We start from the raw sequence: 12047 nt of genomic DNA, 5'->3' as shown, positions 1-12047 counted from the left end.
TGCTCGTCGGTGCCGGTCATGGCGAAGACGTCGTAGCCGTCGAGCCGCTTGAAGCGCGCGATCGCGTCCGACGCCACCATCTCGTAGGCGTGGCCGATATGCGGCGGCCCGTTGGTGTAATGGATCGCGGTCGTCAGATAGAATTTCGGGGCCGTGGCCATCGTCTGTCCGAAAGCTTCGCTTCACGCTGCGCGCGAGCGGGACACCGCAGACGACAGATCATGAAACAGGGTCATCACCAGCGGGCGGCGGTCGAGATTATAGGTCTCGACCTCGCGCGCCTGCTGCCCAAGCTTTTCCCATACCTCCGCCAGCGGTGCAAGGCGCGCCGGTTGCGCCGCAGCATGCGCGTGGAGATGGTCGGAGATCCAGCCCTGGACGGTCTCGATCATCACCGCGAAATCGCGCTCGCCCGCCTTGCCGGCGACATCCTCGGCCAGCGCCATCAGGGCGGCGAGATCGATCTGCGGCAGGGCATCCAGCCGCGCCCTCACCGCCTCGACCAGCGCCAGCGTCTCGGGATCGACATAGGTCAGCGCGCGACGCACCGAACCTTCGGAGAGGCTCCCGGCGCGGCGGAGCGCCGAGCCGTCGAACGGCATCTCCATGCGCTCAAGCGCCAGCCGGCCGGCCTCCGCCACATCGGTCTCGGCCAGCGGTTCGAATGTCAGCAGCCGGCAGCGCGAGCGGATCGTCGGCAGCATGCGTCCGGGCGCATGGGCGACGATCAGGAACAGCGCTCGCGGCGGCGGCTCCTCCAGCAGCTTGAGCAGGGCGTTGGCCGCAGAGCGCTCCATGTCCTCGGCCGAGTCGACGATGCAGACCCGCCAGCCGCCCTCGGCCGCGCTCGATCCGAAGCGGTCGATCACGCGCCGGATCGAATCGACCGGGATATTGCTGGTGTAGCTCTTGCCGTCCGGCTTCGGAATCCGGCGCAGCACATGCAGGTCGGGATGCGACTGCGCCATCACCCGCCGCGTCGCCGGATCATGTTCGGGCATGGCGAGATCGGCGCTGCGGGTCGCCCTCGCTTGGGGATCGCCCGCCGCCAGCAGGAAGCGCGCGGCACGATAGGCGAAGCTCGCCTTGCCGATGCCCTCCGGCCCACCGAGCAGCCAGGCATGATGCATGCGGCCCGAGGCCAGAGCATCGAGGAAGGTCCGTTCGCGGACGGCATGGCCGACGAGCGCCAGCGTCTCGCGCGGATGCGGCGCATTCGGCAGCCGGTCGGGTTCGTCGCTGGTCGCTAGCATCAGGTGTCCGGGTCTATAGCATCGGGCCGGAAAGTGGAATCCACTTTTTGGGCAAATCCGATGCGATAACAATGCGATAGATCATCGTTATCGCGTCCGATAGGGCGCGCGATGATCCAGGGGCAGACGCTCGCGCAGGATATGCCACGCCGCCTCGGCAAGCGCCTCGGGCGGTAGCGTCGCATCGAGCACGGCGCAGCGCTGCGGTTCGGCGCTCGCGATATCCTTGTAGGCTTGGCGCAGATTGCGATGGAAGGCCAGCGTCTCGCCCTCGAACCGGTCGATCGCCTCGCCCGGCCGGCGCCGCTTGGCGGCTCGGGCGAGGCCGATCTCGGGATCGAGATCGAGAATCAGCGTCAATTCCGGCATGAGCCCGGCGATCGTCACCGCCTCCAGCTCGGCCAGAACGGCCTTGTCGAGCTTGCCGAGCACGCCCTGATAGACCCGCGTCGAATCGATGAAGCGGTCGCAGATCACCCATTCGCCGCGTTCCAGCGCCGGGCGGATCAGGCTGTCGATATGATCGATCCGGGCGGCCGAGAACATCAATGCTTCGGCGAAAGGGCCGTAATCCCGCGCCTGCCCCGCCAGGATCATCTCACGGATGGCCTCGGCCTTGGGCGATCCACCGGGCTCGCGCGTCGTCCGCACCGTGAGGCCGGCCGCGTCGAGGCGTTCGCTGAGCGCGCGCGCCAGCGTCGACTTGCCGGCGCCCTCCCCGCCTTCGAGCGTGATGAAACGTCCCTTGCTCACGACCTGCTCAGCTCCGGCTCAGCGCCTTGCGAACCCAGCCAGTAGTGGCCTCGAACAAGGCGTCCAGCGTCCGGCTCTGCAAGGTGCCCGCCTGCACGCTCTCGGCCGCATAGAGCGGGATGTCCAGGGTCTTGATATCGCCGCGCGTCACCACCAGCCGCGCCACCTCAGCGCCTTCCTGGACAGGTACGGCGAGCGGACCGCGATAGACGATCCGGGCAGCCAGTCGCTCCGTGCTGCCGCGCGGCAGCAGCAGGCTGACGGCGCTCCTGCTCCGGAGCGCGACGCGGCCCTTGTCGCCGCCATAGACGCTGGCCTCGCCGACCGTCTCGCCGGCGGCGAAGAGCTGGCGGCGCTCGAAGGCGCGGAAACCCCATTCGAGCAGCTTGCGCGCTTCCGTCGCCCGGTCGCGGGCGGTCTTCAGGCCGTTGACGACCACGATCAATCGCTGGCCGTTCTGCACCGCCGAGCCGACGAGGCCAAAGCCGGACTCATCGATATTCCCGGTCTTCAGCCCGTCCGCGCCGATATCCATCGCCAGCAGCGGGTTGCGGTTCTGCTGGCGGATCTTGTTCCAGGTGAACTCGCGCTGGCCGAAGATCTTGTAGAGCTCGGGATAGGTCTTGATGATGTGGTCGGCAAGCAGAGCGAGCTCGCGGGCCGTCACCCGCTGCTGCGGATCTCCCATGCCGGTCGCGTTGCGGAAAACGGATTTCGTCAGGCCGAGCCCCCTCACCCGTTCGGTCATGATCCGGCCGAAGGTGGCCTCGTCGCCGGCGATCGCCTCCGCAAGCGCGATCGAGGCGTCGTTCCCGGACTGGACGATGATGCCCTGCAGGATGTCCGAGAGCTTGATCCGGCTGTTGAGGATCGCGAACATCGCCGAGCCGCCGGAGGGGCCCCCACCCTTGCGCCAGGCGTTCTCGGAAATACCGATCTCGCTGTCGAGTGTCAGGCGCCCTGCGTTGATGTCCTGAAAGGCGACGAGAACGGTCGCGAGCTTGGCCATGCTCGCCGGCACCATCAATTCGTCGGCCGCCTTCTCGTAAAGCACCGCCCCCGTGTCCGAATCGAGCAGCACGGCATAGGGTGCCTGCGACTGGAAGTTCTGGGCGAAGGCTATCGGGCTGGACAAGACGAGCCCGAGCAGCAGGGCAACGCAGGCTGTCAGCCGGCTCACCGCCTGCGGCGACCTTGCTCTCCCGGGCTGACGGCAAAAAGCGCTCATGCCTCGATGTGAAGCAGAGCGCCCGCCATCAGGTCAAGCCGGGATCAGTTGCGCGCGAGTGGCTGCAGGGTCTGCGGCGCCAGCTTGTTGAGCGGATGGCTCTTGGCCAGACGCTCGCCGGCGCCCTTTTCAGGGGCAGCGAACAGGCTGGCCACGCTGGCGCGCGTCGGCGGCAGGGTCGTACGCAGCGTTGCGGGAACCGCGACCGGCTTCGCCGCGTTGGCGATGGTATCGAGATCGAACGGCCGGTTCGGCGGCAGCGGCGCCGCGCGCAGCGACGGGCCTTCGACGGACGTGGAAACAGTTGAAGCCAAGGTCGCAGCGATGGGGGTCGAGGGCGTGATCGTCCGCGGCTGCTGCGGCGCATAGGCCTGGACGATCGGGGGCGCGGCAAGCGGCGCGGGCTCCGGTTCGACGGCCGGCTGCGCCTCGATATCGACGCTGCGCGTACGCGTGGTGGCGACGGCGTCGGTGCTCGCGACCATCGTCCGGGCGCTCGTGCCCGGGATGGGAGCGGCTGAACCGTCGGTGCGCAGCGTGGCGAGCAGGAGCTTGTCGTCGGAACCGGCGAGCGAAGCCTGGCCCAGATATTCCATCTTGATACGCGCCGTGCCGAGATGGCGGAAGGCGAGCGCATCGGCCGTCGTCTGCGAAAGATCCATCATGCGGCCACCATGGAAGGGGCCGCGATCGTTGACGCGCACGATGATCGAGCGGCTGTTCATCAGGTTGGTGACGCGAGCATAGGCAGGCAGCGGCATGGTCGGATGCGCTGCCGAGACGCTGTGGCGGTCATAGATTTCGCCATTGGCGGTGCGGCGGCCATGGAAGGCTTCGCCATACCAGGAGGCGGTACCGACCTGCGTGAAGCCCACCGGCTTCTCGAACGGGGTATAGCGCTTGCCGGCTACGGAATAGGCCTTGCCGACGAGCTGGCGCCCGCCGCCCTTCGGCACTTCTTCGCCCTCGGCGACGACGCGCTGGCTGGCGGGGCCGTATTTCGACTGCGGGAAGGCGCCGATTTCCTTGGAGCGCCGACCCGCGGACTGATTGCCGGCGCAGTTGGCCGCGAACAATCCAACGAGAATCACGCAGCCCATGCGGGCGATGGTCGGCATGGAGGAAGAAGACGCAGGCAGCGGTCCGGACATGGTCGAAGCGGTCTCCCGGGCCGAAAAGCGAGCGTCTCGAGTCATTCCGCCAATTCCGCTTTCTGCGCCAAAAACATTCTGCCGGCTCGCCGCCATAGGCAGCGGAGCCGAGTTTTCGGCCAATTCCATTAAGGGATCGTTAAGCCGCTAAAATCCGCCGGAAAGCGGACCGCTGAACAGGCCATCCCTGCGCCGTTGGGCGGCCACAGCAGTGTTCGAATTGCGGCGCATGTCAACGCCACAGCCATCGCAATCGCCATTTTTCTGTGCAGCGTGGCCATCGGGCCACGGTTCGGGCGCGTCGCACATACGTAAAATGATCGCCCGGCCGGGCTGCCCATCGCGGCCCATGCATCTCGGCGATCATTTCGCCGGCTCGTGCGAGCCCACCATCTTCCGCTTGCAAATCGGCGCACCGACCGGCATTGAACGCTCGCCGGAAGGGTGGCCGAGTGGTTTAAGGCAGCGGTCTTGAAAACCGCCGTGGGTGCAAGCCCACCGTGGGTTCGAATCCCACCCCTTCCGCCATTGATTTCGGCATAACGCGCTGATTAATATAATTAATTCTACCTCCATATCGGACGCGCCCCAGCGTTTTACCCCATCGCACTGCTGGGGAATGCGGCATCATGCGCCATTGTTCGCGACCCCTTGATTCGTGTTAGATGCGGTTCGGCTGCGGCTTTCACGCCGTAGAGGATCAATCGTGGTCCGCCCTGAAAGGCTTTCCCAATCGGAGAAACCTTCAGCGGGCGGCGCGATCCTGCGTCTCCCCGAGCCTTGGAGACGCTATATATGACAGAATCCCATGTTGAATTGGTCGCGACCACTCCGCGCAAGCGCATCGTCGTGAGCTCCCCATCGTCTCTAATGGTGACGATGCGCGAAGCTGCCGAAGCGCTCAGCATTTCACAAACAACCCTCTATTCACTCATCTCCTCGGGAAAGCTCCGCTCCGTGAAGGTCGGTAAAAGCCGGCGCATCAAGCGCGCCGAGATCGAGGCTTTCATGGCGCGAGGCGAGCAATGAGCGCCCTCATTCTCCCCTTCCCCACCGTCGCGCGGCAGCGAGAGATGGCGCGAATTGTCGATAGCGTCGGAAGTGCCTCGCCGGACCGGGCACAAGCGCGCCTCGTCCAACATATGGATTCCATAGTCGCCCAACTCCGTCGCGCGCAGGTTGGCGAGGCTGAAATCTGGCGTAACCTCGTGACACTGGAGGCGGCGGTCTGGTCACGCCTAGCTAGGTCAGGAGCCTCCGGAGGGCGGGCGGTATGACGGCGCAGGCTCGAAAACTCGACGCCCCCGCGTCGGCGGCGGAAATTGCGATCGGGCAACGCAAGCGTCCCGCCCGAGCGTTCGAACAAATCGCATCACGCGTCGACATAGAAGCGCATCCAAGCGATCCACGCATAACCTGGCGCCGAGCCGCCTACCGCGCCGTCCAAGGTCACGCCAGAGCTGTTGCGCTGGTCGGGGTGCTGCCGGCTGTGGTTGACCGGAACACGCTGGAGACAAGCGCGGGCAACAGGTGGTTCAGGACCGAGACAGGGCTGGGTGACCGAGCTGTGACATACGGCCTCGCGCACCTCTCAGGCGTGGGCTTGATCGCACTGAGCGCCGCCGGACCGCGCCGGACCATCGCTCTTCTCGTCCCGCAAAAGCCTGCACACGGCATGCACCCTAGTGGCTATGTGAGGCCAACGCCTAGCCCGCACACGGCGAACGAATAGCCCGCACACCGTGTGCGGACATAGAGATAGTGAAGATACCAAAGCCGGCGATGACGCAGCCCTGAATCGAACACAGGGCACCGGAGCCCCTTGGCGAGAGCGGCGGGCGCAAGCTCCGCCGCCTCCCTCCCCGTAAGGACGATCGATGACCACCGACGTGTTGAGATTCGAGATAGGGACAGCGACGGAATTCGTCGCGCCGAACGGCAAGCGATACCTGCGTGGCAATTTCGAGGGCCTGTGCTTCACCGCGTATCCAGATCCCGAGCGCGAGCCGGCTGAGGGTGGCGTCGCGCGCTGGGTCGTGATGGCGAGTCCGGCGCCAGGCAAAGCCCGGCATGTGCGAGTACCGGCAATCCCTCTCCCACCGGTAGTCGAGACGGTAGCAAGGCCATCCGCAGCGCAGCGCCTTCGTGATGCAGCGACCGACGCCATCGCTCGCTACCGCGCGATCCCGCCTGGCGGTGATCGGCTCGACGATATCTTGGCCGCTGAACCATACGATGAGTGCGAGAGTGACATTCCACTCATGGAACGACCTCTCATCTAGACTGAGGCCATGTTGGTTAGGGCAGGAAAAAGCCTGTTCGGGTGCAAGTGTCACGCAATTGGGCAAGCGCGTCACGGTTCGGCCCGGTCGGCATCAGATTGAATGCCATTTGAGATGATCATGCTGGATCGTGTCACAGGGCGGGCCTGAAGGCCGCCCTTTCACCTGTGCTCTGGGTCGGTTCGCTTGGGCAGAGCCTGCCTGTGCAGCGTGAGGCAGGGGCACAGGAAGGCCAGGGGCTTGAGCCTTGGCCTTGGTAGCTCGGGCACAGGAAGATTACGGCCGAGGCAGGCATAACTACGGGTTAGCCGTAGGCTTGGGCGGGATATTTCGCAGGGACCGTACTTTTCGACCGGAGGGCGAGCCGCGCCGTGGCCCCCGGACTCTCGCCGTTTGAAAAATTCCTATGAACCTACATCCTCCCCTTTTGAGAAATCGAAAATATTCGAGAAAAATTTATTCTTCGCGATAGTTCATTGTCGCTCGCTGTCATCCGTTATCATTCAATTTATCAAGTAATTACGCTCTAAGCGTATTTGACTTTCACGAATACGTTTCGCGTATTGTCGCAACATGTCGGAAATCAGTTTTCAAGAGACTCCGGAATTGTTGCGCGTCTGGGATGTCGCTGAGGCGCTCGACGTAACCACCCGAACGGTCGAGCGGTTGATCCGTGAGGGCGCACTCGCCGTGACGGAGATCGGCGGCTCCGTTCGTGTCCGACGCGATGAGTTGAACAGGTACATTGCCGCTCAAACGCGGCGCCGCGGGGCCGCAGCATGAGTTTCGAGCATCCTCTCGGCATCGCCGGAGCGTACGATCGCGCGTCCCATAAGCCTCGCTGGACTGATGTGGTCCTGCGGGAAAACGAGCTTGCCCAGGCGGCGGACATCAACGATCGCTCCACGATCGCGAACCGCCGGATCAAGAACGTCGGCAACATGGTCTCCAAGGACGGAGACCGGGTCGAAGGCTGCGAGATCAATATCTTCCCGGATCTCGATGGCGCGGGAGATCCCGTCGATCCGGCGACCATGTCGATCGTGCTTTCGCCCGGCCGCGTCTATGTCGATGGCGAGGTTCTTCCGGTAGCCGGGGCGGAGTTCGAAGGAGCCTTGGTGGCTGGCGAGCGCATCGTCGGCGTCCGCCTCGTCCGATCGGTCGTAACCGAGCTCGAGGATGTCAGCCTCCTGGGCCTCCATCCGGGCAGCGAGGCCGAAGGCGAGCCCGGCTCTGTCCGCATCATCGCCTCGCTCGTCTGGGCGCTGTCGACCTCGAGCGGCCCCGGCCAGTTCTTCCAAGTCTACACGATCAAGGACGGCGCGCCGCTCGACCAGAGCCCGCCGCCGGCCTTGTCGACAGCGCAGCAGCTCATGGCGCGCTACGATTACGACTACGGCGGCAACTACATCGTCGATGGCTGCGAGGTCCGCGCGCTCGGCAAGGTTGGCAGCAGCCAGATCTTCTCGATCGCCGCCGGCACCGCGAACATCCTCGGCTACAAGCGCATCCGCGAGATCGCCATGCGCCACTCCGAGCCGGAAGCTTTCGAGCTCGAATCCATCGCGGCCGAGCCACATACCTTCACCGGTCCGACAGGCGGATCGACCACGATCACGGTCGCTCGGGCTCCCATCGGAACCGTTTCCTCTGCCGTCGTCGTAAAGCGGGTAACGGAGAGCGTCGTCCGCGGCGCATCTCCAGGTGGGGTAGATGCGCTGACCTTCTCCTCGGTCGTGGCCGTTGAGAGTGTCACCGCCGGCGCCACAACCTATGCGGCCGGCACAGATTTCAGCCTCTCAGCCGACGCGGTTTCTTGGGCTCCCGGTGGCGCTGAGCCTCTCGCCGGCTCAACTTACTCGGTGACTTACCGGTACAATGCGGCCGTGACGCCGACCTCTGTCACCGACGACACCGTGACGCTGGAGGGTGGTGTCAACGGCTCCACCGCGCTGATCAGCTACACCTCGAAGCTGCCCCGCAAGGACATCCTCTGCCTCGATATCAGCGGCCGCCCGGTCTATCTGAAGGGTATTCCTGCGCGCTCCGGCCGGTTGGCGCCGGTCGCGCCAGCGAACCTCCTGAAGCTCGCCGAGATTGATAACCGCTGGATCGGGTCGCCCGTCGTCGACAACAACGGGACCTACAACTACACGGCGGACGAGCAGCGCCGCTTCTTCCGCCGGCTCATCGATATGCTGGAGACATTCGACCGGACCCAGCTCGAGGTGAAGGCTTCGACGCGCGACCCGGTCGCCAAGCGCGGCATCTTCACGGACCGGTTCGTCAATGACTTCTATCGCGACCAAGGCGCGCCACAGACGCTCGCCATCAGCAACGGCGTCGGCATGCTCGCTATTGACGACGTGCAGGTCGAGCGGACAGCCAACATGGTTGAGCTGCTGCCCTGGGTCGAGGAGGTCGTAATCCGGCAGGACATCGCCACCTCGTCGACGGTGATCAACCCCTATCAGAACTTCGTCCAGATGCCGGCCGGCATGACGCTCAACCCGGCGGTCGACTTCTGGACGGCCGAGGCAACCGTCTGGACCAGCGATATCACGCGGGAGTTCGCGGCCGCGCCGAATGAGCCGCCCGGTCAGACCACGATCAATGAGGTCACGGAGATCCGGCGCGAGGCGGCCTCAACCCTTCGTACGATTGCGGTGCAGGTGAAGCTCGAGGGTTTCGGTGTCGGCGAGAACCTCGCCACGCTGACCATGGCCGACGTTAACGTGAAGCCGGCTGGGACGCAGACTGCGGACGCGCTCGGCGCGATTACACTGACCTTCAACATCCCGGCCGGTATCCCGGTCGGTCGTCAGCTCATCCGCGCCACCGGCGCCGCCGGCAGCTTCGCCCAGGCCTCGTTTGTGGGTGAGGGCACGATCGACATCACGACGATGCGTCGCGTGACCCTGATCACCCGCGAGGCGCCAATCCCCGCGCCGGTCATCAACAATACGACCGTCATCAATCAGGTGATCATCCAGCAGGTCGGAAACCCGGTCGTCGATCCTTCGAACGACGTCGGCGGGTCGGGCAACTCCAACGATCCCCTCGCTCAGACCTTCACGTTGCCGGAGCCGCGGCACGTTGCCGGCATCAACTTCAAGATCACAGCGGTTGGCAATCCCACGAACGGAATTCGCGTACAGCTCGCCACCGTCGCCAATGGCTACCCGACCAGAGAGGTACTGGCTGAGACCTTCATCAGCATGGTCGCGGTGGAGGCTGGCGACACGATCGAAGCCCGGTTCCCGTATCCCGTCTTCTGCCGCGGCGATCGCGAGTATTGCTTCGTCATCCTCACCGCCGACGGTGAGCACGCGGTCGCGATGGCGAAGCTCGGAGACGTTGACGTCGCGACGCAGACCCGGGTGTCGGCTCAACCCTATACGGTCGGCGTCCTGCTCACTTCAGCGAACCGGCTGACGTGGACGCCTTGGCAGGAGGCCGACCTGACCTTCCAGGTTGTATGTGCCCGGTTCACGGCTACGGCGCGTACGGTGAACCTGATCACGGCCGATCTCGACACGGTCAGCGACATCGTGGTTCGCGGAACGGTCGACCTTCCGACCGAGTCGACGAGGTTCCGCTATGAGCTGGTCCGAACCGGCGGTCAGGTCATCCCGATGGCCCCTGGTCAGGCCAGGCAGTTCTCGGAGTACCTCGACGAGGTAGTGACGCTGCGGGCGGTGCTCGAGGGGACGGAGACCATTTCGCCCACGCTCTATCCAGGGACGACCCTGATCGGCGGCCGCATCAGGACGAGCGGCACCTACATCACCCGGGCATTCGAGATGGGAACCTCTGTCGATGTGAAGGCGATCTTCGCCCAGTTCCTGCCGGCCGGCGCAATGGTCGCGGTCGCGGTCGACAAGGTGAACAATACCTGGGACGCGCTGACGCTCGGAACGACCGATGTTCTCGGCGACGGCTGGACCGAGCCCGTGTTTGCCAAGACGGCGTTCACGAGCGCTCAGGGTCGCCTCCGCATCACGCTGACCGGCGGCCCAGCAGCTCGCCCTTCGATCGCGCAGATGCGCGGCTACTCGATTTAGGAGAACAGCCATGCCGTTCGTCGTCATCCGGAAGGGCGTCCATCGTTCCGACCGCGCCTATCTACTCCGCCAGGGGGACGCCTTTCTTTGGACACCGCGCATCGATGAGGCCACGCGGTTCGCGACCGAGGAGGAAAGCGCAGCTCTTGTACAGGCGAACCCGGCAGGCCCGGCATTCGAAGGTGGCTGCGCTTTTGAAATCGCCGCCGCGCCGGAGATCCAGACCAACTTCGGTCCGTTCATCGTCATGGCCTATATCGCCGCCACCCGCCGAGCGCTGTATTTCGCCTTCGACGGTGTGACGGCATCATGGCCGAGCCGCCAGGATCTGGCGCTCCACTTCGCAACACGCGGGGGCGCGGAGGCGGTTGCCACGCGTTTCTCGGCCGGCGATGGCCCTGTCACTACCGCCCTGACGGTCGCCGGATTGTCGATGGCGCATCCGGTGGAATTCGAAGTCTTCGACCTCGGCGAGCTCTACGGACGGGCTGCGTAGCGATGGATTGGCCCGCCGCCCTGACCGCCCGTCCGCAGCTCATCGCAGAGGCGCACGCGTTCGAGCTGCGCGACGCCTGGCTCGCGGCTGAGCGTCACGCATCGGCGGATCGGCGCCAGGTCACCGGTGCTCGGTACGCAGTCCAGGACGGCGTCGCGGTCATCCCGGTGTCCGGTGCGCTGATCAACCGCTACGACTTCCTCGGAGACGGCTCCGGATACACCAGCTACCCGGCCCTAACGCGCGAGGTGAATCGCGCCGCGTCAGACACATCAATCCGCGCGATCGTGCTGGCGGTGAACTCACCGGGCGGAAATGCCGACGGCATCCTGGCGCCTGCCGCCGCCATTCGCTCGGCGCGGAGGGCGAAGCCTGTCACGGCCTTTGTCGGTTCCATCGCCGCATCCGGCGGCTACTGGCTCGCCGCGCAGGCCGGGGAGATCGTACTGCAGGATGATCTTAGCGCTGTCGGCTCGATAGGCGTCTACACGATGCACATCGCCATCTCCGCCATGCTGGAGAAAGCTGGCATCGACGTGAGCGTGATCAGCTCCGGCGTGCACAAGGTCGACGGCCACCCGTTCGCCACCCTGCCGCCCGCCGTGCGCGATCAGATCCAGACAGAAGTCGACGATCTCCGCATCATGTTCGCTCGCGAGGTTGCCGCCGGGCGCCCGGCCCTCGGCGAGAAAGCCGCCCTCGCGACTGAGGCCAAGATGTTCGGCGCGCTCGATCCCAAAACCGGCCGCCGTCCCGCGATCGACGCCAAGCTGGCCGATCGCGTCGCGGCGCTGCCCTCCGTCATTGCCGGCTTCGCTGC

General features: G+C 65.2%; 12 protein-coding genes and 1 tRNA gene. 8 read left to right on the top strand and 5 right to left on the bottom strand.

Annotated features, from left to right (window positions below; all coding sequences use genetic code 11):
• The 5 genes from J0I42_RS23700 to J0I42_RS23680 all read right to left on the bottom strand — a co-directional run.
• A partial coding sequence (locus tag J0I42_RS23700) for a class I tRNA ligase family protein (RefSeq protein ID WP_291658623.1) occupies window positions 1-161 on the bottom strand: 161 nt, incomplete at its 3' end.
• A 21-nt stretch (window positions 162-182) separates the two neighbouring features.
• Complete coding sequence (locus J0I42_RS23695; RefSeq protein WP_291658621.1) at window positions 183-1253, bottom strand: DNA polymerase III subunit delta'; 1071 nt, start codon at window positions 1251-1253, stop codon at window positions 183-185.
• An 87-nt stretch (window positions 1254-1340) separates the two neighbouring features.
• Complete coding sequence (tmk, locus tag J0I42_RS23690) at window positions 1341-2006, bottom strand: dTMP kinase (RefSeq protein ID WP_291658619.1); 666 nt, start codon at window positions 2004-2006, stop codon at window positions 1341-1343.
• Window positions 2007-2013: 7 nt separating this feature from the next.
• Complete coding sequence (locus J0I42_RS23685) at window positions 2014-3234, bottom strand: D-alanyl-D-alanine carboxypeptidase family protein (protein WP_291658617.1); 1221 nt, start codon at window positions 3232-3234, stop codon at window positions 2014-2016.
• A 44-nt stretch (window positions 3235-3278) separates the two neighbouring features.
• On the bottom strand, window positions 3279-4385 hold the full coding sequence (locus J0I42_RS23680) for a septal ring lytic transglycosylase RlpA family protein (RefSeq protein WP_291658616.1): 1107 nt from the start codon (window positions 4383-4385) through the stop codon (window positions 3279-3281).
• Window positions 4386-4823: 438 nt separating this feature from the next.
• Here J0I42_RS23680 and J0I42_RS23675 point away from each other — a divergent pair.
• The 8 genes from J0I42_RS23675 to J0I42_RS23650 form a co-directional block, all read left to right on the top strand.
• Window positions 4824-4913, top strand: a tRNA-Ser gene (locus tag J0I42_RS23675).
• A gap of 267 nt (window positions 4914-5180) precedes the next feature.
• Entirely contained in the window at window positions 5181-5414 is a 234-nt protein-coding gene (locus J0I42_RS23670; RefSeq protein ID WP_291658606.1) for a helix-turn-helix domain-containing protein, read from the top strand.
• Window positions 5411-5662, top strand: a complete 252-nt coding sequence (locus J0I42_RS24075) for a DUF6074 family protein (RefSeq protein ID WP_366509877.1) — start codon at window positions 5411-5413, stop codon at window positions 5660-5662. Before J0I42_RS23670 ends, J0I42_RS24075 begins: the two co-directional genes overlap by 4 nt.
• A 600-nt stretch (window positions 5663-6262) precedes the next feature.
• Window positions 6263-6667 (top strand): hypothetical protein, encoded by a 405-nt coding sequence (locus J0I42_RS23665; RefSeq protein ID WP_291658604.1) that lies wholly within the window; start codon window positions 6263-6265, stop codon window positions 6665-6667.
• Between the two features lie 573 nt (window positions 6668-7240).
• Window positions 7241-7450: a helix-turn-helix domain-containing protein gene (locus J0I42_RS24070; protein ID WP_366509876.1), complete on the top strand. Its 210-nt coding sequence runs from the start codon at window positions 7241-7243 to the stop codon at window positions 7448-7450.
• Window positions 7447-10731 (top strand): DUF4815 domain-containing protein, encoded by a 3285-nt coding sequence (locus J0I42_RS23660; protein ID WP_291658602.1) that lies wholly within the window; start codon window positions 7447-7449, stop codon window positions 10729-10731. Before J0I42_RS24070 ends, J0I42_RS23660 begins: the two co-directional genes overlap by 4 nt.
• A gap of 10 nt (window positions 10732-10741) precedes the next feature.
• Window positions 10742-11227, top strand: coding sequence for a hypothetical protein (locus J0I42_RS23655; RefSeq protein WP_291658601.1), 486 nt, complete (start codon window positions 10742-10744; stop codon window positions 11225-11227).
• Window positions 11228-11229: 2 nt separating this feature from the next.
• A partial coding sequence (locus tag J0I42_RS23650) for a S49 family peptidase (RefSeq protein ID WP_291658600.1) occupies window positions 11230-12047 on the top strand: 818 nt, incomplete at its 3' end.

This window comes from Allobosea sp. (genome assembly GCF_017308015.1).
Taxonomy (GTDB): domain Bacteria; phylum Pseudomonadota; class Alphaproteobacteria; order Rhizobiales; family Beijerinckiaceae; genus Allobosea.
Note: the sequence above shows the minus strand (reverse complement) of the source record. Positions and strands in the feature narration are given on the sequence as shown.